Here is a 25,408-nt window from a genome sequence, read left to right on the forward strand (position 1 = left end):
GCGGGCGGAGGACGGTGGTCCACGTGTTCGGCCGCGAGCGGATCGAGTACAAGAGCGCCGACCAGGTGCGCGTCATGCGGCGTGCCGGGCTCGTCGTCGCCGACGCGCTCGACGCGGCCCGTGCGGCTGCGGTGCCCGGCGCGACGACGGCGGACGTCGACGCGGCCGCGGCACGCGTGATCGTGCAGGCGGGTGCGACGCCGTCGTTCCTGGGCTACCACGGGTACCCCGCGACGGTCTGCGTGTCGGTGAACGACGAGGTGGTGCACGGCATCCCCGACGGGCGGGTGCTCGCGGAGGGCGACGTCGTGTCGATCGACTGCGGTGCGGTCGTCGACGGGTGGCACGGCGACAGCGCGCTGTCGTTCGTCCTGGGCGACGGCACGGTCGAGGACCGCGAGCTCGTCGCGACCGGCGAGGAGGCCATGTGGGCCGGCATCGCCGCGCTCGCCGGTGCCGACCGCCTCGGTGCCGTCGGTGACGCGATCGAGGACGTCGTGGACGACGCGCACACGGCCGGGCGCAACGGTGGCGTGCGGCTCGGCGTGGTGGAGGACTACGTCGGTCACGGCATCGGGTCGGCGATGCACCAGCCGCCGGACGTGCTGAACTACCGCACGCGGGACCGCGGGGCGAAGGTCCGCCCGGGCCTGTGCGTCGCGGTCGAGCCGATGCTCGTGCGCGGTGAGCAGGCGACGAGGGTGCTGGCCGACGACTGGACGGTCGTCACGGAGGACGGCTCGCGCGCGGCCCACTGGGAGCACACGGTCGCGATCCTCGACGGCGGGATCTGGGTGCTCACGGCGCGCGACGGCGGCCTGGCGGGTCTCGCGCCGCACGGTGTGACGCCGACGCCCCTCAGCTGACCGGATCGGGCGGCGCCAGCGCAGCGCACGTCGGGCGCGCGACGCGAACCGCCGGTTACGGGCGGTCTGCGGTCGGCCGTTCGGGTGAACCGACGCCCGGACGGCTGAACATGTGACCGGCGTCGCGCCCGGAACCACCCGTATGCCCCGGGGACCTTGCTCCCTGATGCCCTAGACATGTGTGCCGGACAAGCGTTCAGCACGTCAGACATCAGGAGTCCTCCACCGTGTCCTGCCCCCGCACGCTCCCGCCTGCCCGCGCCCGCCGATGGCGCGCCCGCCTCGCCGGCGCCGTCGCGATCCTCGTCGCCACCGCCGGGGCCGTCGCCACGACGAGCGCCCCCGCGACGGCCGCGTCGCTCAGCGGCAACCCGCTGGCGGGCGCGGCCGGGTTCACGGTCGTCTCCTACGGGGACGCCGAGCTGTCGAACCACGAGATCGAGGGGTCGGTCGCGGTCGGGGGGAACGTCTCGGTCCGCACCGGGCAGGGGCCGTACAACCTCATCCACAAGGCGGCGGGCAACGGTGACTACGTACTGCCGACGCTCGGCGGCACGCCGGTGCGCCTCGTCGTCGGCGGGTTCGACCGTGCGTCGTCCACGCAGTCGGTCCGCGTCGCCTCGGGCGGCTACACCGACGCCGCGACGCAGCTCGGCCGCATGACGATCGGCTCGACGACTGGCGTGGGCATCGCCGGTCGCGGGGCCGGCGTCTGCGTCCAGGCGCCCACGACCACCGACTGCAGCGGCGCGGTCATCGAGCAGTCGGCCGCCCCGCAGACCGTCGCGTGGACGGTGCAGCCGACGGCGTTCGACACGCTCGTGCCCACCGCTGCGCGCGACACGATGGCGCAGTGGTCGCACGGCATCGCCGAGGGCCGCCTCGTCGGCGCCGAGGCCGTCACGCTGGGCAGCACGGCGCAGCCGATGAACGGCGTCGACGTGACGCTCGTCGCGGGCAAGGTCAACGTGCTGCGCGTCGCCGCGGCGGACTTCCCGAGCACTGACTGGAAGCTGCGGTTCCCGACCGTGAAGCCGTCGGCGACCACCCCGCTGGTCATCGACGTGATCGCGGCCGACGGTGCGTCGGTGCTCCTGCCCATGGAGACCATCGGTGCCTACGACGCCCCGGGTGGCTCGAGCGACAACAACTTCGCGCGGTACATGCTCTGGAACATCGACCAGGCGCCGGGCAGCACCGTCTACCTCAGCGGGAACGGCATCGTCCCCGGGTCGCTGCTCGCGCCGTCCAGCACCGTCATCACCGGCCTGTCCGGACCGAGCGACACCAGCGCAGACAAGACCCTCATCGAGGGCCAGATCGTCGCGGCCTCGCTCCTGCTGCGGAACTCCGGCGAGGTGCACCACTACGGCTACGCCGCCTCGCTCGAGATCGGCGGCGGCGAGGGCGGTTTCTCGCTGCGCAAGGCGCTGTCCGGCATCGCGGCCGGCGACCTGCCGGACGGGGCGAGCACGCAGTTCTCGGTCGACTACTTCCTCGACGGGGCGACGACGAAGGCCGGCACGCTGACGCTCACCGCGGACGGCACGCTCGTCGCGGGCCCGCAGGACCTGCCCGTCGGCACCGAGGTCACGTTCCGCGAGGCCACCCCGAGCGCGCCGACCGGCACCGTGTGGACGGGCGTGACGTTCTCGCCCAGCACGGTCGAGATCGCCGACGGCGACGACGTCGAGGTCACGGTCACCAACTCCTACCGCGCGGCGGTCGGCGGTTTCCGCGTCGCCAAGGCCCTGTCCGGCCTGACCGCGGCCGATCTGCCCGACGGAGACGACACCGAGTTCGCGGTCGACTACTTCCTCGACGGGTCGACGACGAAGGCCGGCACGCTCGTCGTCACCGCCGACGGGACGCCCGTCGCCGGCCCGACGAGCCTGCCCCTCGGCACCGTCGTGACGTTCGGCGAGCCCAGCGCGGTCGCGCCCACCGGCCAGGTGTGGACCGGTGCGACCATCTCGCCGTCGTCGGTGACGATCACGGCGGACGGCCAGAGCACCCTCGTGACGGTCACGAACTCCTACCGCGATGCCGTGGGCGGCTTCTCGCTGGCCAAGGCGCTCGACGGGGTCGATGCGGTGGATCTGCCGGACGGTGGCGCGACCGAGTTCGAGGTGGACTACTTCCTGAACGGGTCGACGACCAAGGCCGGGACGCTGACGGTGACCGCTGACGGCGTGGTCGTCGCCGGTCCGCAGAATCTCCCGCTGGGCACGGTCGTGACGTTCGCCGAGCCGACGGCGGTCGCGCCGAGCGGGACCGTCTGGACCGGCGCGGCCTTCGCGCCGAGTTCGGTGACGGTCACGGCTGACGGGCAGAACACGTCGGTGACGGTGACCAACTCCTACCGCGATGCCGTGGGCGGCTTCTCGCTGGCCAAGGCGCTCGACGGGATCGACCCGGTGGATCTGCCGGACGGTGGGGACACCGAGTTCGAGGTGGACTACTTCCTGAACGGGTCGACGACCAAGGCCGGGACGCTGACGGTGACCGCCGACGGCGTGGTCGTCGCCGGTCCGCAGAATCTCCCGCTGGGCACGGTCGTGACGTTCGCCGAGCCGACGGCGGTCGCGCCGAGCGGGACCGTCTGGACCGGCGCGGCCTTCGCGCCGAGTTCGGTGACGGTCACGGCTGACGGGCAGAACACGTCGGTGACGGTGACCAACTCCTACCGCGATGCCGTGGGCGGCTTCTCGCTGGCCAAGGCGCTCGACGGGATCGACCCGGTGGATCTGCCGGACGGTGGGGACACCGAGTTCGAGGTGGACTACTTCCTGAACGGGTCGACGACCAAGGCCGGGACGCTGACGGTGACCGCTGACGGCGTGGTCGTCGCCGGTCCGCAGAATCTCCCGCTGGGCACGGTCGTGACGTTCGCCGAGCCGACGGCGGTCGCGCCGAGCGGGACCGTCTGGACCGGCGCGGCCTTCGCGCCGAGTTCGGTGACGGTCACGGCTGACGGGCAGAACACGTCGGTGACGGTGACCAACTCCTACCGCGATGCCGTGGGCGGCTTCTCGCTGGCCAAGGCGCTCGACGGGGTCGATGCGGTGGATCTGCCGGACGGTGGCGCGACCGAGTTCGAGGTGGACTACTTCCTGAACGGGTCGACGACCAAGGCCGGGACGCTGACGGTGACCGCTGACGGCGTGGTCGTCGCCGGTCCGCAGAATCTCCCGCTGGGCACGGTCGTGACGTTCGCCGAGCCGACGGCGGTCGCGCCGAGCGGGACCGTCTGGACCGGCGCGGCCTTCGCGCCGAGTTCGGTGACGGTCACGGCTGACGGGCAGAACACGTCGGTGACGGTGACCAACTCCTACCGCGATGCCGTGGGCGGCTTCTCGCTGGCCAAGGCGCTCGACGGGATCGACCCGGTGGATCTGCCGGACGGTGGGGACACCGAGTTCGAGGTGGACTACTTCCTGAACGGGTCGACGACCAAGGCCGGGACGCTGACGGTGACCGCCGACGGCGTGGTCGTCGCCGGTCCGCAGAATCTCCCGCTGGGCACGGTCGTGACGTTCGCCGAGCCGACGGCGGTCGCGCCGAGCGGGACCGTCTGGACCGGCGCGGCCTTCGCGCCGAGTTCGGTGACGGTCACGGCTGACGGGCAGAACACGTCGGTGACGGTGACCAACTCCTACCGCGATGCCGTGGGCGGCTTCTCGCTGGCCAAGGCGCTCGACGGGATCGACCCGGTGGATCTGCCGGACGGTGGGGACACCGAGTTCGAGGTGGACTACTTCCTGAACGGGTCGACGACCAAGGCCGGGACGCTGACGGTGACCGCTGACGGCGTGGTCGTCGCCGGTCCGCAGAATCTCCCGCTGGGCACGGTCGTGACGTTCGCCGAGCCGACGGCGGTCGCGCCGAGCGGGACCGTCTGGACCGGCGCGGCCTTCGCGCCGAGTTCGGTGACGGTCACGGCTGACGGGCAGAACACGTCGGTGACGGTGACCAACTCCTACCGCGATGCCGTGGGCGGCTTCTCGCTGGCCAAGGCGCTCGACGGGATCGACCCGGTGGATCTGCCGGACGGTGGGGACACCGAGTTCGAGGTGGACTACTTCCTGAACGGGTCGACGACGAAGGCCGGCTCCCTGACGGTGACCGCTGACGGCGCGGTCGTCGGCGGTCCGCAGAATCTCCCGCTGGGCACGGTCGTGACGTTCGCCGAGCCGACGGCGGTCGCGCCGAGCGGGACCGTCTGGACCGGCGCGGCCTTCGCGCCGAGTTCGGTGACGGTCACGGCTGACGGGCAGAACACGTCGGTGACGGTGACCAACTCCTACCGCGATGCCGTGGGCGGCTTCTCGCTGGCCAAGGCGCTCGACGGGATCGACCCGGTGGATCTGCCGGACGGTGGGGACACCGAGTTCGAGGTGGACTACTTCCTGAACGGGTCGACGACCAAGGCCGGGACGCTGACGGTGACCGCTGACGGCGTGGTCGTCGCCGGTCCGCAGAATCTCCCGCTGGGCACGGTCGTGACGTTCGCCGAGTTGACGCCCGCGCCCGTGGCAGGTGGCGACTGGGTGGCCGCGACGTTCGCGCCGGCGACGGTCGAGATCACCGCCGACGGTCAGCTCACGCGCGTGACGCTGACCAACACGTTCGACGCCGACGACCCGACCGGCCCCGGCACCGGTGGTGGCCCGGGCGGCGGGGACGGCGGTGGCGGTGGCGACGACGGCGGTGGCGACGGCGGTGGCGACGACGACGGTGGCGACGACGGGACGGCCCCGCGCGGTGAGGACGACGGCGGTGGCGACTCGAGCGCGCCCGGCGCGGGTGACGGCTCCCGCGACGAGGGCGGCGTGCTCGCGAGGACGGGCGCCGACGCGTGGACGACGCTCGGCGTCGCGCTGACTCTCGCGCTCACCGGTGCGGTGCTCCTGGTGCTGCGCCGCCGCGGGACGGCCACCGCGGGTGCCGCGGCCCGGCACGGGCTCCGACGCCCCTGAGCACGCGGCGGGGGAGTCGGACGTCACGTCTCGGGTCACCGGAGCGGTTTCGTCGAATGGGTGGCATGGCGTAAAGTAGCCCGTTGGGTGTGTGCGCTCTGTTCGTCGCGACGACCGGGAGACCGGCCGGACGGCACCGGGGCAGCACCCGCTCCCTTCCACGAACTCGACGACGTCCCGGCGCCATGCCGGTTCGCGTGGAACTCGTGGTGCTCGACACGACCGACAGTTAGCGGAGGACATGGCGAAGAAGGACGGCGTCATCGAGATCGAGGGCAGTGTCGTCGAGGCGCTGCCGAACGCGATGTTCCGCGTGGAGCTCACCAACGGCCACAAGGTGCTCGCTCACATCTCGGGCAAGATGCGGCAGCACTACATCCGGATCCTCCCCGAGGACCGGGTGGTCGTCGAGCTGAGCCCGTACGACCTGTCCCGCGGTCGCATCGTCTACCGCTACAAGTAATCACCACGACATCGCCGCCGGTCCCTGAGCGGGCACGCGGCGGCGGAGGAAACACGCGATGAAGGTCAAGCCCAGCGTCAAGAAGATCTGCGACAAGTGCAAGGTGATCCGCCGGCACGGTCGCGTCCAGGTGATCTGCGAGAACCTGCGCCACAAGCAGCGTCAGGGCTGACGCCCACGCATCACCTGCCCCTCGGGGCACCCAGCGCACCACCACCTCGGGTCCGGCTCAGCCGGGACCGTTGAACCCTCGGCTCGGAGGCCGGGGCCCGCAGGACAGCGGGAGGGCGGTGCGGAAGACCTCCGAGCAGTAACAGGAGCCACCAGGCACATGGCACGTCTCATCGGCGTCGACCTCCCCCGCGAGAAGCGGCTGGAGATCGCGCTCACCTACATCTACGGGGTCGGCCGCACGCGCGCCAAGGAGACCCTCGCGGCCACCGGCATCTCCGGCGACCTGCGCGTGAAGGAGCTCGGCGACAACGAGCTCGTCGCGCTCCGTGACTACCTCGAGGGCAGCTACAAGCTCGAGGGTGACCTCCGCCGTGAGGTCGCCGCGGACATCCGCCGCAAGGTCGAGATCGGCTGCTACGAGGGCCTGCGTCACCGCCGCGGCCTTCCGGTGCGCGGCCAGCGCACGAAGACCAACGCGCGCACCCGCAAGGGCCCGAAGCGCACCGTCGCCGGCAAGAAGAAGGCCGGGCGCAAGTAACCGCCCGCCGCTTCCGGCAGCCCGATCCGTAGAGAGAAGAAGAGCAGATGCCTCCCAAGTCCCGTACCGCCGTGCGCAAGCCGCGCCGCAAGGAGAAGAAGAACGTCTCCCACGGCCAGGCGCACATCAAGAGCACGTTCAACAACACGATCATCTCGATCACCGACCCCTCGGGCGCCGTGATCTCGTCGGCGTCGTCCGGCCAGGTCGGCTTCAAGGGTTCGCGCAAGTCGACGCCGTTCGCCGCGCAGCTCGCCGCCGAGGCCGCTGCCCGTCGTGCGCAGGAGCACGGCATGCGCAAGGTCGACGTCTTCGTCAAGGGCCCGGGTTCGGGCCGCGAGACCGCGATCCGGTCGCTGCAGGCCGCCGGCCTCGAGGTCGGTTCGATCCAGGACGTGACGCCGCAGGCGCACAACGGCTGCCGTCCGCCGAAGCGCCGCCGCGTCTGACCCCTCGCTCGCGCCGGGCCGTGCCCCTGCTCGGCCCGGCGCGAGCGTAGGTCGTCAAGCCGTCCCCCGGGATGCGGACCGAGGCATGACCGGGATAGCAACACCTGCGTGGCGTCATATGGCGGACGTCCGCTGAGAGGAATCACACCGTGCTGATCGCACAGCGCCCCACCCTGGCCGAAGAGGTCATCTCGGAGAACCGTTCGCGGTTCTCCATCGAGCCGCTCGAGCCGGGCTTCGGCTACACGCTCGGCAACTCGCTCCGCCGGACGCTGCTGTCCTCCATCCCCGGTGCCGCCGTCACGTCGATCCGTATCGACGGCGTGCTGCACGAGTTCTCGACCGTGCCGGGGGTCAAGGAGGACGTCACCGAGGTCATCCTCAACATCAAGAACCTCGTGGTCTCGTCGGAGAACGACGAGCCCGTCGTGATGTACCTGCGCAAGCAGGGCCCGGGTGAGGTCACCGCCGCGGACATCGTGCCGCCGGCGGGCGTCGAGGTGCACAACCCCGACCTGCACCTCGCGACCCTCAACGACAAGGGCAAGCTCGAGATCGAGCTCACCGTCGAGCGTGGTCGTGGCTACGTGTCGGCCGCGCAGAACAAGACGTTCGACGCCGAGATCGGCCGTATCCCGGTCGACTCGATCTACTCGCCGGTCCTCAAGGTGACCTACAAGGTCGAGGCGACGCGTGTCGAGCAGCGCACGGACTTCGACAAGCTCATCGTCGACGTCGAGACGAAGGCGGCGATCAGCCCGCGCGACGCGCTCGCGTCGGCCGGCAAGACGCTCGTCGAGCTGTTCGGCCTGGCGCGCGAGCTCAACATCGAGGCCGAGGGCATCGAGATCGGCCCGTCGCCGACGGACGCGGCCCTGGCCGCGGACCTGGCGCTGCCGATCGAGGACCTGCAGCTGACGATCCGCTCGTACAACTGCCTCAAGCGTGAGGGCATCCACACGGTCGGCGAGCTCGTCGCCCGTTCGGAGGCCGACCTCCTGGACATCCGCAACTTCGGCGCGAAGTCGATCACGGAGGTCAAGGAGAAGCTCGCCGAGCTCGGCCTGTCCCTCAAGGACAGCCCGCTCGACTTCGACCCGTCCGCGTCGGCGTACTACGGCGACGACGAGGGCGACTTCGTCGAGGACGAGCAGTACTGACCTCAGCACCGGTTGGCAGTACTGACTCGGGACCACTGACTCGGTACTTGACGAAGAACTTCAAGGAGATTTGACCATGCCTACGCCCACCAAGGGTCCCCGGCTCGGTGGCGGACCGGCGCACGAGCGGCTGATCCTCGCGAACCTCGCGACGTCGCTGTTCGAGCACGGCCGCATCACGACGACGGAGGCCAAGGCCAAGCGCCTGCGCCCCCTCGCCGAGCGCCTCATCACGTTCGCCAAGCGCGGTGACCTGCACGCGCGTCGTCGCGTCCTGACGGTCGTCAAGGACAAGAGCGTCGTGCACACGCTGTTCACCGAGATCGCCCCGGCTCTCGCCGAGCGCAACGGTGGCTACACGCGCATCACGAAGATCGGTCCGCGCAAGGGTGACAACGCGCCCCTCGCCGTGATCGAGATCGTGCGTGAGCCGCTCTCGCCGAAGCAGGCGGTCGTCAAGGAGGCCACCAAGGCCACCGCGAAGGCCGCGCCGAAGGCCGAGAAGGTCGAGGACGCGAAGGTCGAGGAGACCGTGGCCGAGGACGTCGTCGAGGACGCGCCCGTCGCCGACGAGGCTCCCGCCGAGGACAGGGCCGACGACAAGGCCTGAGCTCCGCAGCACTGACGAGGGCCCGGACACCGCCAGACGGTGTCCGGGCCCTCGTGCGTGCGGGGCGTCCGGCGCGTGGGACCGGGACGGCCGACGTCACAGGAACAGGCAGAACGGGTGCCCCGACGGGTCGAGGAGCACCCGCACGTCGCTCTGGGGCTGGACCGCGGCGAGGGTCGCGCCGGCCTCCAGCGCCCACGCGGTGGCGGTCGCGAGGTCCTGGACCTGGATGTCGAGGTGCTGGGTGGCGTTCTGACCGCCCGGCACGGCGGGCCACACCGGGCGGCGGAACCGGACCTCGCCCTCGAGGTTGAGCGTCGGCCCGTCCGGGACCCGGACCTGCGCCCAGCCGGGGTCGTCGGGGGAGGGCGGGTCGGCGGCCGTGACCTGGCCGCCGAGGAGGCGCGCGTAGAACACGGCGAGGCGTGCGGGCTCGTCGGTGCCGATGGTCACGGACGTGAGCCGGAGCGCGGGACGGTCCATGCGTCCTCCTCGGGTGCCGGGCGTGCGCCCACGCTACGCCGGGCCCGGACGCGACGAGGGGCGGGCACCGTCGTGGCGCCCGCCCCTCGTCGTCGTGTCAGGCATCCACGCCGGCTTGCCGGACGTCACGCTCACGTCGGGCGCAGGGTTGCCGGTCACGGTGAGCGTGCGCGACGTGCTCGTCGACGGTGGGAAGACCAGCGGGGTCGTCGCGCCGAACGACGGCGCCTGGTAGGTCGGTTCGCCGTTGCCGGCGCCGATCCCCTCGAGCGTCACGGAGACGTTCTGGTACGACGTGGTCGCCGAGACGAGCAGCACGATCGACTTGACCCGCGCGCGGTCGAACCCGGACGGGAACGACAGGACGGCGACGTCGCCCACGTACGCGGGCGTGTAGCGGACCGTCAGCCAGTCGGACGCCGCGCCGCCGTTGCGGGACAGGCCGCCCACCGACGCGACCTTGCCGTTGACGTCGACCGCCTGGAGACCGAACGTCACGGCCGACGGCTGGTCGGGCAGCACGTCGCGGTAGCGCATCTCGATGCGGTCCGCGCCGCCCGCCTGCAGGTCCACCGTCCCCGCGGCGGTCCACCGGATCCGAGCGTCGCCGTACGTGCAGCCCAGCGAATCGGGCACCCGCACGTCGACCTTGAGGGTCCCTGCGCCCGGGGTGAGGGTCGTGTTGCGCGTCGGCCCGCACTCGAACTCGCCCGGCGTGAGCAGCTCGCGCGGGCCCATCGAGGTGCCGGCGAAGTCGTCGACGACGAACCCGACGCCCGCGGCGGCCGCCGGGGCGACGAGACCCGTGGCGAGGGCGGCGAGCGCGAGAGAGGCGGTGGCGAGCGCGGCGGTGGCGCGACGCAAGGGGGCGGTCAGGCGCATGTGTCCTCGATGATCGGTGGCCCGGCTGGAGACGGTCCGCACGACCGTAGGGAACACCGGCACGTGGCGGGTGGCCCCGGCGGCGGCGCGACCGGAACGCCTTGGTTCGTACGGGGTCCGATCGGGTGACCGGAGCGGAGGGTGTCCGAGGTACGGTCACCTCGTGGGGGACACCGGGATCGTGCTGGTGCACGGCGTGCGCACGTCGCGCACCATGTGGCGCCCGCAGACGGACGCGCTGGCGCGCGCCGGGATCCCGACGACCGCGGTCGACCTGCCCGGGCACGGTACGCGCGCCGCGGAGCGGTTCACGGCCGACGGCGCGATCACGACGATCGCGGACGCGGTGGACGGGCTCGGCGGCCGCGCCCTCGTCGTCGGGCTCTCGCTGGGCGCGTACGTGGCGGTCGCGCACGCCGCTCGGCACCCCGAGCAGGTCGCCGGGCTGCTCGCCGCCGGGTGCTGCACACGCCCGCGTCGCGTGCTGGTCGGCGGGTGGGCCGCGCTCGCGGCGCTGATCGCCCGGCTGCCCGACCGTGGGGCAGGGCTCAACGACGGCTTCGTGCGGCTCATGCTCCCGCCGGACGCCGGCGCGGACCTGGGTGCGGGCGGGTTCGCGCTCGACGTGATGGCCGACGTGCTGCGTGAGGTCGGCGGGCTCGACCCGATCGCGGACCTGGCGCGGGTGACCGCGCCGGTCTGGCTCGTCAACGGGCGCTACGACCACTTCCGGGCCGACGAGCGCGCGTTCCTCGCCGCGTGCCACGACGGCCGGCTCGTGGTCGTGCCCGGTGCCACGCACCTCGTGAGCGTCGTGGCGCCCGTCCGGTTCACGCGTGCCGTGCTGGAGGCGTACGACGAGGTCACGGGGGACCCGCGGCGTCGTCAGCCCGTCCCCTCCGCGGGGTAGCGCAGCGTCCCGTCGACGAGCCGTGCCGCGGGGTTGAGCGGGTGCGTCACCGTCGTGCCCGGGCCCATGAGGTGCCGGACGAGCCAGCCGCGTGCCGTGAGGTCGTCGGCGATCAGCCGCCGGTGGCACCGCCACCACACGGCCTCGGCGCACATCACGGCGCACCGCTCGGCGTGCGCGCGGGCCATGAGCAGCGCGCGGGCGCCGGTGTACTCGTCGGACGCGAGGTGGTCGGCGTAGCCGCGGAACGCCGCGACGCGCCACGCGTCGTTCGGGGAGTCCGGTGCGGGCGTCCGACGACCACCCAGGGCGGGCAGCGGGAGGTACGCGTCACCGAGCTGCTCGCGCAGCGCGTCCGGGGAGTACTGCGGGTTGCGGCGCGAGCCGGCGAACCGGCGCACGTCCACCAGGCACGTCACCCCCGCGTCGTCGAGCATCGCGCGCAGCTCGTCGAACGGGCGCGTCGAGTGCCCGACGGTCCACAGGGTCGGCTCGCTCGTCATCGAGCCATCGTGCCCGCGGCGGCCGCCCGCGGCAGCGCGAACCCCGTCAGGGCGGATCTCGTCAGCGCTTCGCGCGCTTCGCCGCGCGGCGCGCCCGGCGGCTGCGGTCGATCAGGCCCATCGCCGCGAGCGTGTCGGCGAACGCGCCCTCGACGTGCACCTCGACCTCGGCGTCGGCGTGCGCCGTGATGCGCTGCGGCGTCCCGTCCGGGGCGCGGTAGAACACGTCGGCGTCGATCGCGTCCGCCTCGCCCTGCCGCAGCCGCGCGATGGTCGCCATGAGGTGCGCGGCGCGCAGCACGTGCTCGTCGCGCACCGCGTGCACCAGCAACGAGCGCGCGTCGGGCACCGCGACCAGCAGGCCGTGCGGTGCGGGCTCGTCGTCGACCGTCACCAGCAGGTCTTCGACGACGAGCACGCGGCCGGCCGTGAGCGAGTCCCCCGAGAACGCGTGCACCGCGAACGACGCGACCTGGTGCTCAGGTGCGGGCAGGGCGCGCAGTGCCGCCAGCACCGTCTCGTCGACCGTGGGAGCCTCGCCCACGCGCAGCGTCGCGGACGAGCCGTCCGGCAGGGGGACGACGACGGGGGTCTGCGGCTGCTCGGGGCTCGGGGTCTCGCTCGACATGGTGCCCCGACTGTACCGAGCGCCCGGCGCGGGTCAGTCGACGAGCCGCGCGGCCCGCATCGCGTCCGCGAACGCACCCTCCACGAGGACGTCGATCTTCTCGTCCGAGTACCGCGTGACCTGCTGCAGCGTGCCGTCGGGCGTGCGGAAGTACACGTGCGGGCTCATGGCGCCCGGCTGCGACTGCCCGGCGCGCGCGAGCTGCGCCATGAGGTGCAGCGCGTGGACCACGGTGGCGTCGCGCAGCACGTGCACGCCGAGCAGCGCGCGCGCGGGCAGCACGACGAGCGTGCCGTACGGCCGGTCGGTGAGACCGACCGAGTCGAGCAGTTCGTCGTGCACCAGCACGCGCGACGCACCGAAGAAGTCCGCCGCCTCGAACAGGTGCACGTCGTGCTCGAACGTCTCGTGCGCGGGCGCCGGCAGGCGGCGCAGACCCGCGAGCGCCGCGTCCCCGGTGACCTCCCAGCCGCCCAGCCGGTCGTCGTACAGCACCGACACCGACTCGGGGTAGTCGATCGCCGCGCGCACGCACAGCCCGCCGCCGAGCGACGGACCGGCGTCCGGCGGCAGCACCGGCAGGTCCGCCTCGACCATGACGCGCGCGACCAGGAGGTGCGCGACCTCGTCGTACGCCGACTCCGCCCGCCGCAGCGCGAGCGCGAGCGAGCTCACGTGCGTGTCCACGACCCCCTGCCACTGCGCGCGGTCCTGCTGCGCGAGCAGCGCTGCGAGGTTCGTCAGCCCGTACTGCTTGCCCGCCGCGTCGACCAGGTGGTCGGCGCGTGCCTCGACCCCCGGGACTCCGATGCGCGTGAACCCCGCGAGCGCGGCGGACCGCAGCCAGTCCGCGTCCGCGCGGCCGAGCGGCGCGAGCCCGTCGTCGGCGAAGGCGGCCCCACCGGTCGCAGCGGCCGTCGTCGGGTCGTCGTCAGGTCGTCGGGAGAACCAGCCCATGGCGGGACACGGTAACGGCGCCGGCGAGCCGACACGGCATCAGCGCGCGCGCGTCAACGTCCATGCCCGCACGCCGCCGACGATCCCGGCCTGGTTCGGCACGACGACGACGTCGTCACCGAGCCGCTCCAGGACCGTCGGTGTCACGTGCCGCGCGTTGCCCCCGCCCAGGTAGAGGCGGTCCCAGTGGAACACCGGCCGGAACCCCTCGACCACGCGCTGTACGCGCCGCGACCACAGCGCGTTGCCCAGCCGACGCCGCTCCGGCTGCCCGATGTACTCGTCGTACGTCACCGCGCGGCGCACCGGCGCGTGCGACAGCTCCAGGTGCGGCGCGATCGCCCCGCCGTCGAACAGCGCCGACCCGAGCCCCGTGCCGAGCGTCAGCACCAGCTCCAGCCCCGTCCCCGAGACCACGCCCGCCCCGTGCACCTCGGCGTCGTTCAGCACGATCGTCGCCAGCCCCAGCCCGGCCTCGAGCGCCGCGCGGATGTCGCACCCCGCCCACGCCACGACGAGGTCCGGGTCGACCGCCGTCCGCGGCCCGTGCTTCGTCACGTAGTGCGGGGTCGCGACGACCACGCCGTGCCGGATCATCCCCGGCATCCCGACCGTCAGCCGGTCCGCGCGCGGCAGGTCCGCCGCGATACCCGCGATCGTCTCCACCAACCGCTGCGGCGGCAACGGGTACGGCGTGGGGACCCGCACCGCGGGCGCGTGCAACGTCCCGGCCGCGTCGAGCACCGACGCCTTGATGCCACCCCCGCCGCAGTCCACGGCGAGCGTGTACGGCTCCACCTCAGGCACACCGCCACGCTAGAGGACGCCCCGTGCTCAGGGAGACGCAGCACGCCGCCGCTCTTCGAGCTGTACGACAACGAGGTCGAGTACACGCGGGACCTGTACGACGAGCTCGGCCTCACCGAGGATGTCAAGAAGTTCCTGCGCTACAACGCTAACAAGGCCCTGATGGACCTGGGCTACGAGGCGCTGTTCCCGCGCGACGAGACCGACGTCAACCCCGCGATCCTGTCCGCGCTGCCCCCGAACGCCGACGAGAACCACGACTTCTTCTTCGGCTCGGGCTCGTCCTACGTCATCGGCAAGGCCGTCAACACCGAGGACGACGACTGGGAGTTCTGATCCCGACCTGACCGACACGTGTCGCGCCGGTCTAGGCCATTCGGGCGATTCTGGCCTCTCGCGGGGGTTCGGATGCCCGCCTCCGCGGGAACCGCGCGGCCAGGCCACTAGCGTCGGCCCCGACCGGCAGGGTCGCTGGACCGCAATGCCAACCGGCTGCAGGTGACTCCGCGGACGTCGCAGGGGGACTCTATGCGCCGGGTTGTGTCAGCCACTCTCGCAGGCCTGCTGTCGATGACGGGGGTGCTGGGCGCGGGCTCGTCGGTGCGAAGTCCCCCCGCGTGGCCGCCGGCGCGGAACGTCTTCGGACCGTCCTCAGCACTTCCGTCCGAGAGTTCACCTCGACGGCGGCAGCGCGACTCGCTTCACTCCGAGCGCCCGGCCGTGTTGCCGCAAGCGCCGGCACCTCGCTCGTTCGGGTTGGTGACTTCGCGAGCCAGAAACTTGCATTTGAGCATTATTCGAAGCACGTCCTCGGAGTCCAGCTTGGAAAGAATGGTCGGACGGTTGCGAAACCAGGTGGCGCGGACATGCCGGAGTTCGGCTCGTTCCAGGCGTATCGCGATGCCGCACGAAGCTTTATGGGAGGCGGCCTGCCATCGGGCGTCCTTGAGCGAGCTCGGGGCACAGATCTGCTGCGAGTCGATCCGAGCACCGGCTACTTCGGTGTGCGAAGTTCCGATGGAACCGTTCAAACGTTCTTCCGGCCCGATGGAGACCCCGTCGCCTACTTTTGGAATCAGTGAGCATGAGCACCAGTTTGGCGGAGCAGTTCGCTCAGATCTTACGCGGAGAAGGACGCCGGTCGTCGTGGTCCCCGGCCGCGTTCCTTGAGGCGTGGTCGCAGTTCGTCGAGGAGTGTGAGCTGAGCTATTCCTCGGGAATCTATGAGTACGAGGACGAACGCAGCGTCCGTGATGTCATGGAACGCCTTGTCACTTGGCCGTTCGACAACCCACCCGTTGGGCTCGAGGACTTCAAGGCCGCGATGGCTGCGACCGACGATCGGTTCCGGAGGCTGATCCGAGGCGGGCCCATTATTCGACCGCAGGCCGCTTTCTGGTGGCAGTCGCATCTGCCCCCATTTGGGGGCGAGCAACTAGTCGAGGACGCGAAGCGTCTGTATGACGTCGATTTGGAACTCGAATGACCACGTTCCGCCCCGCCGTCAGCGTCGGCTGCTCGGCCTCTGCCGAACCCGCGTGCGGGCCTCGTCCATTGCGGCCGGGGTCTCGTGGCGTGCGCAACACGTTTGTGCAGGCCAGCGGCTAGGGTACGAGCCCGCGGGGCTGGTTCCGGTGGTGGCTACCGGTGTTGTCGCAAACACCGCGGCTGACGTGGCGCGTCCCCTGTCGCAGGTCGAAGCGAGGACACTGACTGATGCTCTGCGTCCGGACAAGCTGTCTCACGTGTTCGACCCGAAGCGCAACTTCGGGCCTCTCGTCGAGACCTATGGGAGCGAGGCCGGGGCCATGGAACAGCTCGTCCGAAGCCTGGATGGAGCTGGCCTGCCGAGTTCTGGGATCTTTGAGGTGACGATGATGGCGCTCGCTGAATCTCCCCAGGGGTGCTCGTTGAAAGTCCTCACCCGGGTGTGGTGTCAGGTTAGTGGTCGGCGGGTGCCGGTGGTGGCTCGCCGGCGGAACTCCGGCGGCTTGGCTGCAGGCATCCAGGACTCCTCTCCGAGGCGATCATCACCTCAGCGAAGGTGTCCACGGAAGCGGGTCAGGCTCCGTGGCGCGGACCAGGCCGGTTCGTGGTTGACCCCGATCAGGCCGGTCTCGTCGGTTGCGGCGCGGGAGGGTCTTGCACGCCCGGCTGAGAACGCGGCAACCTACGTCTCGCGGGTGACCCTCCCGCCGGGCGTGCGCATGCAGGTGGGGACCGCGGCACCGGCCTTCGGTCAGCCTGGCGGATGGGCACAAGCACAACTGCTGGAGCGCATACCGCTCTCCAGTTTCGGAAAGGGAGAGATCCTCCCGTGAGTAGCCGGCTCTTCTTCTCGGTGAGTGGCGGGGTCCTCACGATCGCATCGGAAGGCGCGCGCGAGTTGTGGACCGGCATGCCGGACGGTATGCCGGTCCGAGACTTGCACGTAGCTCCGGATGGTCGTTCGGCGATTGCACTGCTAGACCCGCCAACTGGTGGAGGCCGAGTTCGGAATCTCGTGCGAGTCACGTCCTCTGGTGAGGTCGCATGGCGGGGTGAACTTCCCGAGGTCGGATCGGCGGATGCATTCGTCGGGGTGGACGTCGGCATCGGAGGAGTCCTCCTGGCAGCGACGTGGACCGGGTACCGCGTCCGCCTCGACCCGGTGACGGGACGATTGCTCAGCCAGGAGTTCACAAAGTGACTCTTCCAGGGCACCGCGATAACCGCCTTAACCACCGTCTCCCGGCATAGGGAAGATCGGCCCAGGCACAAACGTCACAGGAGTCAACGTTCCTCTGGGCTTTGCGAGGTGGGCGCAGTGATCCCTCGAGACGCGTGCGTCGTCGCCGGTCCGTGCGAGGGACACTTCCTCGTCGCGGGAGAAGGAACTCGCCCGTCTCTGACATCCGCCACTGCTGCTCGACGTAGAGGTCGTGCGGCTCCGGGTAGGTGCTCACGAAGCTGTTCTCGCCGAACCAGCCGCCGACGAACTTGCCGGAGGCAGTCTCGATGCGCACGAACCGCCTCCCGAGGTTCGGCGCCGCCGCGTCCCACGCAGTAGGGATTCGGCTGAACGCGGGGACGACGCGGCCGACGTTCGCGGTCCACCACTCGGCGTAGCGGGCGCGTCGTGTCGAGCACCCACCGGAGCGCGCCAGAGGTCGGCGTGGTCCATCGGCTGCCCCGGTGAGCGATCCACGCGACGAGCGCCGACACGACAGCGCCGAGGACGAGTGCGTACGTCGCTGCCGACCGTCCGAGAGCGTGAACGCCTCGGTCAACGCGGCCCCGAAGACGGCCAGGTACACGAGGTCGAAGACCACCCCGGCCGCCAGGCCCTCACCGACCTTGAGGGTGGCGCTGATCGTCGACGCCCCGAGCCCGCGCGCGCGTCGGGCCCCACGACAGGGCGTCACGTCGGGCTGTGGACAACCGTGCGCGTGGGTCGCCGCCGGTCCGGGGCGGAGCAGGTCGGCTGGGCCGGTAGCGTGGCGGCGTGAATGCCGTGCGCCTGCGTCTGGATCTCGCGTACGACGGGAGCGACTTCGCCGGGTGGGCGCGTCAGCCCGCGCTGCGGACCGTGCAGGGGACGCTCGAGGACGGGCTCGCGACGATCCTGCGCACGGGTCCGCGCGGGGTGCCCGCGCCGCGGCTCGTCGTCGCAGGGCGTACCGACGCCGGGGTGCACGCACGTGGGCAGGTCGCGCACGTGGACGTGGACGACGAGGCGCTCGCGGCGGCACAGGGGCGTAGCGAGCGTGACCCGCTCGACGCGGTGGTCACGCGGCTGGCAGGGGTGCTGCCGCCGGACCTCGTCGTGCACCGTGTGACGCTCGCGCCGCCGGGGTTCGACGCGCGGTTCTCGGCGCTGCGCCGCCGGTACTCCTACCGGGTGTGCGACGACGCGGCGGCGCGCGACCCGCTCACGCGCAGCCACGTGCTGTGGCACGCGCGGGCGCTGGACGTGGCGGCGATGCACGAGGCCGCCGCGGCGCTCGTCGGGCTGCACGACTTCGCGGCGTACTGCAAGCCGCGACCGGACGCGACGACCATCCGCACGCTCGAGCGCTTCGAGTGGACCCGACCGACGGAGGGTGCCGATGCCGGGCTCGTCGTCGCGACTGTGCAGGCCGACGCGTTCTGCCACTCGATGGTGCGCTCGCTCGTCGGCGCGAGCCTGGCCGTGGGCGAGGGGCGGCGCGCGGTGTCGTGGCCGGGGGAGGTCCTCGCCGCGCGGCGGCGGGACGCGGCCGCGCACGTGGTCGCCGCGCACGGGTTGACGCTGGAGGCCGTGGAGTACCCGGCGGACGAGGAGCTGGAGGCACGCGCGGAGCAGACGCGCGCGCGGCGCGGCGAGCACGAGGTGCGCCCGGCGGTCGACTGCTGCTGAACGCGCGGCGGGTGCGCGCGGCGGCGGACCCGGCCAAGATGAGGCATGCGTCGCCTTCGGGCGCAGCTGAGCCGGTCGTCCCACGTCGGGCGGCGAGGGTCGCGAGAGCCTGGGGGCGGACCGCTGCCCGCACGTCGAGAGGCCTCGCCATGACGGTCGCGCCGGAGCTCGTCGCCCACGCCGAGACACCCGATGCGGTGCTCGCGACCCTCGCCAGCACGCCGGACGGCCTCACTGAGTCCGAGGCCGCACGTAGGCTCGCCGAGGTCGGCCCGAACCGGCTGCCCGACCCGCCGCGCAAGAACGTCGTGCTGCGGTTCCTCGAGCACTTCGACGACGTGCTCATCTACATCCTGCTCGCCGCCGCGGTGCTCAAGGCGATCCTCGGCGACTGGGTCGACTTCGCGGTGATCCTCGCGGTCGCGGTCGCCAACGCGGTCGTCGGGTTCGTGCAGGAAGGGCGCGCGGATAAGGCGCTCGCGGGCATCGCGACGATGCTGTCGCTCGAGGCGGACGTGCGGCGCGACGGGCAGTGGCGCACGGTCGCGGCCGACGACCTGGTGCCGGGTGACGTGGTGCGGGTGCGGTCCGGCGACCGCGTGCCCGCGGACGCGCGGCTCGTCGAGGCGACGACCTTGCAGGTCGACGAGGCCGCGCTCACGGGCGAGTCGGTGCCCGCGAGCAAGGACGTGGAGCCGGTCGGCGCGGATGCGGGCGTGGGGGACCGGTCCTCGATGCTGTTCTCCGGCACGATCGTCACGGCCGGGCGCGGGGTCGCGGTCGTCACCGCGACCGCGGGTGCCACGGAGATCGGACGGATCCAGCAGCTCGTCGCGGAGGTCGACCACCTCGACACCCCGCTCACGCGCCAGCTCGCGCGGCTCGGGAAGCAGCTCAGCCTGCTGATCCTGCTCATGGCCGCCGCGATGCTCGTCATCGGCCGCGTGATCCACGACTTCGCGCTCGACGAGCTCGTGTCCGCGGCGATCGGGTTCGCGGTCGCCGCCGTCCCCGAGGGGCTGCCGGCGCTCGTCACCGTGACGCTCGCGCTGGGTGTGCAGCAGATGGCGAGGCGCCACGCGATCACCCGCAAGCTCACGTCCGTGGAGGGCCTCGGGTCCGTCACGACGATCTGCTCCGACAAGACCGGCACGCTCACGCGCAACGAGATGACGGTGCGCACCGTCGTCACGCCCGAGGCGACGTACGACGTCGAGGGCCTCGGGTACGAGCCCGTGGGTGCGGTGCGCCTGCACGACGACGACGGGCCAGGTGACCTGGTCGAGCTCGACGCCCGGGCGGACCTCGCCGCGCTCGTCGGCGCCGGGGTCCGGTGCAACGACGCGCGCGCCGTGCAGACCGACGGGCGCTGGGGGATCGTCGGGCAGCCCACCGAGGGCGCGGTCGTCGTGCTGGGCGACAAGCTCGGCTACGCAGCCACGGGGCAGCGGCTCGCGCAGGTGCCGTTCGAGTCGTCGACGAAGTTCGCCGCGACGCTCGACGACCTGGGCGACGGCACGCGCGTCGTGCACCTCCTCGGTGCGCCCGACCGTCTGCTGGACCGGTGCACGACGCAGCGCGACGACTACGGCTCCGCACCGCTGGACACCGCGTACTGGGAACGGCAGATCGACGAGCTCGGCGCGCAGGGGCTGCGCGTACTCGCCGCCGCGCGGCGCGACGCGACGGACGAGACCGCGCTGACCGGCGACGACGTCGGCACCGAGCTCCAGCTGCTGGGGCTGTTCGGGATCGTGGACCCGCCGCGGCCCGAGGCGGTCGCGGCGATCGCCGACTGCCACCGCGCGGGCATCCGGGTCAAGATGATCACGGGCGACCACGCGGGCACCGCGCTCGCGATCGCGCGTGAGCTCGGCATCGTCGGCGGCCACGTGGCAGGCGAGGCTGAGCCGAACGACGACGCCGAGGTCATCACGGGCGCCGAGCTCGAGGCCATGTCCAACGAGCAGCTGCGCCGGCGCGTGCGCGGCGTCGACGTGTTCGCGCGCACGTCGCCCGAGCACAAGATCCGCATCGTGCGTGCGCTGCAGTCGCACCGCGAGGTCGTCGCGATGACGGGTGACGGCGTCAACGACGCCCCCGCGCTCACGCGGGCTGACGTGGGCATCGCGATGGGCATCAAGGGCACCGAGGCCACCAAGGAGGCCGCGGACATCGTCCTCGCCGACGACAACTTCGCGACCATCGAGCGTGCGGTCGAGGAGGGGCGGCGGATCTACGACAACATCCGCAAGTCCGTGGCGTTCCTGCTGCCGACGAACGGCGCGCAGTCGCTCGTCATCCTCGTCGCGGTGCTCGCCGGCCTCGCGCTGCCGCTCACGCCCGTGCAGATCCTGTGGGTCAACCTCATCACCGCGGTGACGCTGTCGCTCGCGCTCGCGGGTGAGCCCGCCGAGCCGGACATCATGACCCGCCCGCCGCGCTCGCCCGACGCGCACGTCATCACCGCGCGCTCGCTCACCCTGATCCTCGTGGCGTCCGCCGTGATCGGTGCGGCCACGCTCGCGGTGTTCCTCGTCGAGAAGGACCAGCTGGGGGTGTCCGACGAGTACGCCCAGACCTCCGCGGTCCTCATGCTCGCGCTGGGCCAGCTCGCCTACCTGCTCAACTGCCGGTTCCTGGGCTCGACGAGCCTCACGTGGCGCGTGCTCGTCGGGAACCGGCTCGTGTGGCTCGCGGCCGGCGCCCTGCTGCTGCTGCAGCTCGTGTTCACGTACGCGCCGTTCATGCACGACTGGTTCGGCTCGACCGCGATCGGCGCGCGCGAGTGGGGCATCACCGCGCTCGGCGCCGTGGTGGTGTTCCTCGTGATCGAGGTGGCCAAGGCGCTGACGCGCCGGACGCTGCGGGACTGACGCTCAGGCCAGGAACACCTGCGCGCACAGCGGTCCGCGGTCGGTGTCCGCGCACCCGACGCCGATCGACGTGAAATCGCCCAGCAGGTTGGCGCGGTGCCCGGGTGAGTCGAGCCAGCCGTCGACGGTCGCGCGCGCCGTGGGGTAGCCGAGCGCGAGGTTCTCGCCGACGGAACGCGCGTCGCACGCCTGGAGCACGGGCTCGAGCGGGTCGTGCTCGAAGCGGTCCTCCGCGGCGAGCACGGCGGCGCGGTCGGCCGCCTGGTCCGTCGCGCACGTCGACACCTCGAGGGGGTCCAGCCCGGCGTCGCGCCGCGCCTCGTTGGTGAGGGCGACGATCTCGTCGGCGGGCGTGGGTGCGACGTCCGGCGGAGCGGACGAGGGAGCCGCCGAGGAGGGGGCGCTCGTCGCGCGCGGGGACGAGGGGCGCCCGGAGGGGGACGGAGCCGTGCGCTCGTCCTGCCCGGCCCGCGTCGTCGTCGGCGTCGTGGGCGGGGGCGTCGTGGTGGGTGCGGCCGAGGCGCTCCGCTGCGCCGAACGGCTCGCGGGTTCGCGCACGCCGTCGCGCGGGTCGGCGGGCGGGGTCGTCGGCCCGGCGGGGACCTCGACGACCGGGCCCGCCGCCTCGCGCGCGCCCGGGGCGAGCACCGCCGGGACGACGAGCGCGAGCGCCCCGAGCACGACGAGCGTCAGCGCGGCGTGCGTCAGGCGGCGCCGACGCTGCCGCCGTGCCCGCCGCCGGGCGGTCCGTCGGCGCAAGTCACGGCGACGCGGGTCGCGTCGCACGGCGGGGTCGGGACCCGTGGCGCGACGTCCGGGGGAGGGCGGGGGAACCGGCACGAACCGGACGTTATCGGATCGTGACCTGGCCGGGGAGGGTCGGCGGCGCGGTACGCCCGATCGAGCGCTCAGTCCTCGTCGCGGTACGCCTCGTCGACGTAGACCTCCTCGACCACGTGCACCGCGGCCTCCTCGGCGCTCGCGGCGCCTCCCGCGACGCCCGAGTCGACCGCGAACGCGTCCGTGCCCCCGGCCGCGACCGCGTCGTCGTCCTCCACGAGGCGACCCGCGCGGTTCTCCTCACGGTCACCGGTGACCCGCGGCGCCTGCTCCCAGATCTCGGGCTCCTCCTGCGTGACGCGCTGGTCGATCGTCTCGCGGTGCTTCTCCTCCCACGCCGTCTCGCCGTAGTGCGAGCGGTTGTCCCGCTCGGGCGGGGAGTAGCCCTCGTCGAGCAGGTCGTCGACACCGCGGTCGATCAGGGTGTCCTCGCGAGGGAGCTGGTCGGTGTCACCCTCCGAGCCGAGGGCGGGGTCCGTGCTGCTGGCAGGTGTCTCGCTCATGAGTCGACCTTCGCACCGCTGCCGGGCGCCCGCCACCGGCAATGGCTTTGGCCGGCGGGCGGGTCGCACCGCACACTGGCGGGCATGGGACACCTCGACGTCATGGGTGTCGGGTACGTGCTGCCCGACGGGCGGCCGCTGCTGGACGACGTGACGTTCCGGGTGGGCGACGGCGCGCGCGTCGCGCTCGTCGGCCCCAACGGCGTCGGCAAGTCCACGCTCCTGCGGATCGTCACGGGCGACGAGCAGCCGCACGCGGGCTCGGTCGCGCGCTCCGGCGGGCTGGGCGTCATGCGTCAGGACGTGGGGCGCATCGACGACGACCGCAGCGTCCGTGACCTGCTCGCGTCGTTGGCCACCGCCGCGGTGCGGGACGCGGCCGCCGAGCTCGCCGCCGCCGAGCTCGCGATGATGCAGGTCGACGACGAGCCCGCCCAGCTGCGGTACGCGCAGGCGCTCGTCGACTGGGCGGACGTCGGCGGCTACGAGGCGGAGGCCGGCTGGGACCAGGTGACCGACGCGGTGCTGTCCGTGCCGTTCGAGCGCGCGCAGTACCGCGAGGTCCGCACGCTGTCCGGCGGCGAGCAGAAGCGGCTCGTCCTCGAGGCGCTGCTGCGCGGTCCCGACGAGGTGCTGCTGCTCGACGAGCCCGACAACGCGCTCGACGTGCCCACCAAGCGCTGGCTCGAGGAGCGCCTCGTCGCCGCGGGCAAGACCGTGCTGCTCGTCAGCCACGACCGCGAGCTGCTCTCGCGCGTGGCGACCCATGTCGCGACGCTCGAGCCCTCGCCCGCGGGCGCCTCGGTCTGGGTGCACGGCGGGAGCTTCACGACCTACCACGAGGCGCGTGAGGAGCGCATGAGCCGGGCCGACGAGCTGCTGCGGCGCTGGGAGGAGGAGCACGCCAAGCTCCGCACGCTCGTCACGACGCTCAAGCAGAAGGCCGCTTACAACGACGGCATGTCGTCGCGCTACCAGGCCGCGCAGACGCGCCTGCGCAAGTTCGAGGAGGCCGGGCCGCCGGCTGTGCGCGTGCGTGAGCAGTCGGTGACGATGCGGTTGCGCGGCGGGCGCACCGCCAAGCGCGCCGTCGTCGCGCGGAACCTCGAGCTCACGGGGCTGATGGAGCCGTTCGACCTCGAGGTGTTCTACGGCGAGCGGGTCGCGGTGCTCGGCTCCAACGGCTCGGGCAAGTCCCACTTCCTGCGTCTGCTCGCGCGCGGCGGCTCCGACCCCGGGCCCGAGCACGAGCCGGCCGACGACGCCGTGGTCGAACCCGTCGCGCACACCGGGACCGTGGTGCTCGGCTCGCGCGTGCGGCCCGGCTGGTTCGCGCAGAACCGCACGCACCTCGACCTCGAGGGGCGCACGCTGCTCGACATCCTGCACCGCGGCGACGGCCGACGCGCCGGGCTCGGCCGCGAGCAGGCGAGCCGTGCGCTCGACCGCTACGAGCTCGTCGCGCAGGCCGAGCAGCGCTACGAGACGCTGTCCGGCGGTCAGCAGGCGCGGTTCCAGATCCTGCTCCTCGAGCTCGGCGGCGCGACGCTCCTGCTGCTCGACGAGCCGACCGACAACCTCGACCTGCACTCGGCCGAGGCGCTCGAGGACGGGCTCGCCGCGTTCGACGGCACGGTCCTCGCGGTGACCCACGACCGCTGGTTCACCCGCACGTTCGACCGCTACCTGGTGTTCGGCGCGGACGGCCGCGTGCGCGAGACGCCGACCGCCGTGTGGGACGAGGGGCGCGTCGACCGGGTGCGCTGAGCCCGCGGTCGTGGGCGTCCCTCACGCGACGACGAGCGTGACCGCGAGCGTCGCCATGACGGCGGCGACGACGAGGTCGAGCACCTGCCACGCGCGCGGGCGGGCGAACAGCGGCGCGAGCCGCGTGGCCCCGAAGCCCAGCGCGCTGAACCAGCTCGCGCTCGCGAGCACCACGCCCACGCCGAACCCCCACGGGTGCGGCCGGGTGTGCGCGAGCGAGCCGAGCAGCACCACCGTGTCCAGGTAGACGTGCGGGTTGAGGAACGTCAGGGCCAGGCACGTCGTCACGACGCTGCGCCTCGAGGCGGGCCCGGCCGCGGCGGGGTCGAGACGCTCGGGGTGGCGCGCGCGGCGGACCGCCGCGACGGCGAGCCAGGCCAGGAACGCGGCGCCGAACCACCGCACGCCCGTGAGCGCGGCGGGATGCGCCGCGACCAGCGGTCCCAGCCCCGCGATGCCCGCCGCGGTGAGGACGAGGTCCCCCGCGGTGCACAGCGCGACGACGACCGCCACGTGCTCACGCCGGATGCCCTGGCGCAGCACGAACGCGTTCTGCGCCCCGATCGCGACGATCAGGCCGAGGCACGCGAGGAAGCCGGCCGCGAGGGCACCGAGGGCAGGAGGCACGACGAGGA

23 protein-coding genes and 1 pseudogene are annotated in these 25,408 nt (G+C 72.5%); 14 read left to right on the top strand and 10 right to left on the bottom strand.

Annotated features, from left to right (window positions below; all coding sequences use genetic code 11):
- Nucleotides 1-23: 23 nt before the first annotated feature.
- From map to rplQ, 8 genes are all read left to right on the top strand, one after another.
- Nucleotides 24-866, top strand: a complete 843-nt coding sequence (gene map, locus ACT17Q_RS04075) for a type I methionyl aminopeptidase (protein ID WP_444664880.1) — start codon at nucleotides 24-26, stop codon at nucleotides 864-866.
- A 227-nt stretch (nucleotides 867-1,093) separates the two neighbouring features.
- On the top strand, nucleotides 1,094-5,845 hold the full coding sequence (locus ACT17Q_RS04080; RefSeq protein WP_444664882.1) for a DUF5979 domain-containing protein: 4,752 nt from the start codon (nucleotides 1,094-1,096) through the stop codon (nucleotides 5,843-5,845).
- Between the two features lie 241 nt (nucleotides 5,846-6,086).
- Complete coding sequence (gene infA / locus ACT17Q_RS04085) at nucleotides 6,087-6,308, top strand: translation initiation factor IF-1 (protein WP_013770189.1); 222 nt, start codon at nucleotides 6,087-6,089, stop codon at nucleotides 6,306-6,308.
- Nucleotides 6,309-6,366: 58 nt separating this feature from the next.
- A complete protein-coding gene (gene rpmJ / locus ACT17Q_RS04090; protein WP_013117849.1) occupies nucleotides 6,367-6,480 on the top strand; it encodes a 50S ribosomal protein L36 in 114 nt (37 codons plus the stop codon).
- Between the two features lie 159 nt (nucleotides 6,481-6,639).
- Nucleotides 6,640-7,020: a 30S ribosomal protein S13 gene (gene rpsM / locus ACT17Q_RS04095; RefSeq protein ID WP_094180729.1), complete on the top strand. Its 381-nt coding sequence runs from the start codon at nucleotides 6,640-6,642 to the stop codon at nucleotides 7,018-7,020.
- A gap of 47 nt (nucleotides 7,021-7,067) precedes the next feature.
- The gene (gene rpsK, locus ACT17Q_RS04100; RefSeq protein WP_019136350.1) at nucleotides 7,068-7,469 is read left to right on the top strand and encodes a 30S ribosomal protein S11; all 402 of its coding nucleotides are present in this window, start codon (nucleotides 7,068-7,070) and stop codon (nucleotides 7,467-7,469) included.
- A gap of 149 nt (nucleotides 7,470-7,618) precedes the next feature.
- Nucleotides 7,619-8,629, top strand: a complete 1,011-nt coding sequence (locus ACT17Q_RS04105; RefSeq protein ID WP_094180728.1) for a DNA-directed RNA polymerase subunit alpha — start codon at nucleotides 7,619-7,621, stop codon at nucleotides 8,627-8,629.
- A gap of 76 nt (nucleotides 8,630-8,705) precedes the next feature.
- Nucleotides 8,706-9,239 (top strand): 50S ribosomal protein L17, encoded by a 534-nt coding sequence (gene rplQ / locus ACT17Q_RS04110; RefSeq protein ID WP_444664886.1) that lies wholly within the window; start codon nucleotides 8,706-8,708, stop codon nucleotides 9,237-9,239.
- A 96-nt stretch (nucleotides 9,240-9,335) separates the two neighbouring features.
- On the opposite strand, the gene ACT17Q_RS04115 is transcribed toward rplQ, so the two are convergent.
- Together ACT17Q_RS04115 and ACT17Q_RS04120 are read right to left on the bottom strand one after the other, a co-directional pair.
- Nucleotides 9,336-9,722 (bottom strand): VOC family protein, encoded by a 387-nt coding sequence (locus tag ACT17Q_RS04115; RefSeq protein ID WP_444664888.1) that lies wholly within the window; start codon nucleotides 9,720-9,722, stop codon nucleotides 9,336-9,338.
- A 33-nt stretch (nucleotides 9,723-9,755) separates the two neighbouring features.
- Nucleotides 9,756-10,604: a hypothetical protein gene (locus tag ACT17Q_RS04120; RefSeq protein ID WP_444664890.1), complete on the bottom strand. Its 849-nt coding sequence runs from the start codon at nucleotides 10,602-10,604 to the stop codon at nucleotides 9,756-9,758.
- 163 nt (nucleotides 10,605-10,767) lie between these two features.
- On the opposite strand from ACT17Q_RS04120, the gene ACT17Q_RS04125 reads away from it, so the two are divergent.
- A complete protein-coding gene (locus ACT17Q_RS04125; protein ID WP_444664892.1) occupies nucleotides 10,768-11,514 on the top strand; it encodes an alpha/beta fold hydrolase in 747 nt (248 codons plus the stop codon).
- On the opposite strand, the gene ACT17Q_RS04130 is transcribed toward ACT17Q_RS04125, so the two are convergent.
- The 4 genes from ACT17Q_RS04130 to ACT17Q_RS04145 all read right to left on the bottom strand — a co-directional run bounded on the left by ACT17Q_RS04130 (nucleotide 11,490) and on the right by ACT17Q_RS04145 (nucleotide 14,409).
- Nucleotides 11,490-12,017 (bottom strand): DUF488 domain-containing protein, encoded by a 528-nt coding sequence (locus tag ACT17Q_RS04130; protein WP_141321536.1) that lies wholly within the window; start codon nucleotides 12,015-12,017, stop codon nucleotides 11,490-11,492. The two genes, ACT17Q_RS04125 and ACT17Q_RS04130, sit on opposite strands and share 25 nt — an antisense overlap.
- A gap of 61 nt (nucleotides 12,018-12,078) precedes the next feature.
- Nucleotides 12,079-12,645, bottom strand: a complete 567-nt coding sequence (locus tag ACT17Q_RS04135; RefSeq protein WP_268533366.1) for a hypothetical protein — start codon at nucleotides 12,643-12,645, stop codon at nucleotides 12,079-12,081.
- A 33-nt stretch (nucleotides 12,646-12,678) separates the two neighbouring features.
- Nucleotides 12,679-13,602 (bottom strand): hypothetical protein, encoded by a 924-nt coding sequence (locus tag ACT17Q_RS04140; protein ID WP_444664895.1) that lies wholly within the window; start codon nucleotides 13,600-13,602, stop codon nucleotides 12,679-12,681.
- Nucleotides 13,603-13,641: 39 nt separating this feature from the next.
- Nucleotides 13,642-14,409 (bottom strand): ROK family protein, encoded by a 768-nt coding sequence (locus ACT17Q_RS04145; RefSeq protein ID WP_444664896.1) that lies wholly within the window; start codon nucleotides 14,407-14,409, stop codon nucleotides 13,642-13,644.
- A gap of 51 nt (nucleotides 14,410-14,460) precedes the next feature.
- On the opposite strand from ACT17Q_RS04145, the pseudogene ACT17Q_RS04150 reads away from it, so the two are divergent.
- Nucleotides 14,461-14,745: pseudogene (locus ACT17Q_RS04150) on the top strand (ribonucleotide-diphosphate reductase subunit beta); the annotation flags it as partial.
- Between the two features lie 748 nt (nucleotides 14,746-15,493).
- A complete protein-coding gene (locus tag ACT17Q_RS04155; protein WP_444664897.1) occupies nucleotides 15,494-15,895 on the top strand; it encodes a hypothetical protein in 402 nt (133 codons plus the stop codon).
- A 1,192-nt stretch (nucleotides 15,896-17,087) separates the two neighbouring features.
- Here the strand turns inward: ACT17Q_RS04155 and ACT17Q_RS04160 are convergent.
- Nucleotides 17,088-17,813, bottom strand: coding sequence for a DUF6338 family protein (locus tag ACT17Q_RS04160; protein WP_444664898.1), 726 nt, complete (start codon nucleotides 17,811-17,813; stop codon nucleotides 17,088-17,090).
- An 80-nt stretch (nucleotides 17,814-17,893) separates the two neighbouring features.
- On the opposite strand from ACT17Q_RS04160, the gene truA reads away from it, so the two are divergent.
- Nucleotides 17,894-18,787, top strand: coding sequence for a tRNA pseudouridine(38-40) synthase TruA (truA, locus tag ACT17Q_RS04165; RefSeq protein ID WP_141321530.1), 894 nt, complete (start codon nucleotides 17,894-17,896; stop codon nucleotides 18,785-18,787).
- A gap of 149 nt (nucleotides 18,788-18,936) precedes the next feature.
- Nucleotides 18,937-21,663: a cation-translocating P-type ATPase gene (locus ACT17Q_RS04170; protein ID WP_444664899.1), complete on the top strand. Its 2,727-nt coding sequence runs from the start codon at nucleotides 18,937-18,939 to the stop codon at nucleotides 21,661-21,663.
- 3 nt (nucleotides 21,664-21,666) lie between these two features.
- On the opposite strand, the gene ACT17Q_RS04175 is transcribed toward ACT17Q_RS04170, so the two are convergent.
- Together ACT17Q_RS04175 and ACT17Q_RS04180 are read right to left on the bottom strand one after the other, a co-directional pair.
- Nucleotides 21,667-22,422 carry a CAP domain-containing protein gene (locus ACT17Q_RS04175; protein ID WP_444664900.1) on the bottom strand — a complete coding sequence of 252 codons (756 nt, stop codon included), beginning with the start codon at nucleotides 22,420-22,422 and terminating at the stop codon, nucleotides 21,667-21,669.
- Nucleotides 22,423-22,571: 149 nt separating this feature from the next.
- Nucleotides 22,572-23,006, bottom strand: a complete 435-nt coding sequence (locus ACT17Q_RS04180) for a DUF5709 domain-containing protein (RefSeq protein WP_094180708.1) — start codon at nucleotides 23,004-23,006, stop codon at nucleotides 22,572-22,574.
- Between the two features lie 84 nt (nucleotides 23,007-23,090).
- Here ACT17Q_RS04180 and ACT17Q_RS04185 point away from each other — a divergent pair, with 84 nt between their 5' ends.
- Complete coding sequence (locus ACT17Q_RS04185) at nucleotides 23,091-24,773, top strand: ABC-F family ATP-binding cassette domain-containing protein (protein WP_444664901.1); 1,683 nt, start codon at nucleotides 23,091-23,093, stop codon at nucleotides 24,771-24,773.
- Nucleotides 24,774-24,794: 21 nt separating this feature from the next.
- Here ACT17Q_RS04185 and ACT17Q_RS04190 read toward each other — a convergent pair whose 3' ends face one another.
- The gene (locus ACT17Q_RS04190; protein ID WP_094180705.1) at nucleotides 24,795-25,400 is read right to left on the bottom strand and encodes a LysE/ArgO family amino acid transporter; all 606 of its coding nucleotides are present in this window, start codon (nucleotides 25,398-25,400) and stop codon (nucleotides 24,795-24,797) included.
- Nucleotides 25,401-25,408: the final 8 nt, after the last annotated feature.

This window comes from Cellulomonas sp. CW35, assembly GCF_052378485.1.
GTDB lineage: Bacteria > Actinomycetota > Actinomycetes > Actinomycetales > Cellulomonadaceae > Cellulomonas > Cellulomonas uda.

Bases quoted from the DNA above. Each gene is read 5' to 3' on its own strand.
- ACT17Q_RS04115 (WP_444664888.1), bottom strand. From the start codon at position 9,722: ATGGACCGTCCCGCGCTCCGGCTCACGTCCGTGACCATCGGCACCGAC.
- ACT17Q_RS04155 (WP_444664897.1), top strand. From the start codon at position 15,494: ATGAGCACCAGTTTGGCGGAGCAGTTCGCTCAGATCTTACGCGGAGAA.
- ACT17Q_RS04180 (WP_094180708.1), bottom strand. From the start codon at position 23,006: ATGAGCGAGACACCTGCCAGCAGCACGGACCCCGCCCTCGGCTCGGAG.
- ACT17Q_RS04130 (WP_141321536.1), bottom strand. From the start codon at position 12,017: ATGACGAGCGAGCCGACCCTGTGGACCGTCGGGCACTCGACGCGCCCG.
- ACT17Q_RS04140 (WP_444664895.1), bottom strand. From the start codon at position 13,602: ATGGGCTGGTTCTCCCGACGACCTGACGACGACCCGACGACGGCCGCT.
- rplQ (WP_444664886.1), top strand. From the start codon at position 8,706: ATGCCTACGCCCACCAAGGGTCCCCGGCTCGGTGGCGGACCGGCGCAC.
- ACT17Q_RS04135 (WP_268533366.1), bottom strand. From the start codon at position 12,645: ATGTCGAGCGAGACCCCGAGCCCCGAGCAGCCGCAGACCCCCGTCGTC.
- rpsM (WP_094180729.1), top strand. From the start codon at position 6,640: ATGGCACGTCTCATCGGCGTCGACCTCCCCCGCGAGAAGCGGCTGGAG.
- ACT17Q_RS04120 (WP_444664890.1), bottom strand. From the start codon at position 10,604: ATGCGCCTGACCGCCCCCTTGCGTCGCGCCACCGCCGCGCTCGCCACC.
- infA (WP_013770189.1), top strand. From the start codon at position 6,087: ATGGCGAAGAAGGACGGCGTCATCGAGATCGAGGGCAGTGTCGTCGAG.
- rpsK (WP_019136350.1), top strand. From the start codon at position 7,068: ATGCCTCCCAAGTCCCGTACCGCCGTGCGCAAGCCGCGCCGCAAGGAG.
- ACT17Q_RS04170 (WP_444664899.1), top strand. From the start codon at position 18,937: ATGACGGTCGCGCCGGAGCTCGTCGCCCACGCCGAGACACCCGATGCG.
- rpmJ (WP_013117849.1), top strand. From the start codon at position 6,367: ATGAAGGTCAAGCCCAGCGTCAAGAAGATCTGCGACAAGTGCAAGGTG.
- ACT17Q_RS04185 (WP_444664901.1), top strand. From the start codon at position 23,091: ATGGGACACCTCGACGTCATGGGTGTCGGGTACGTGCTGCCCGACGGG.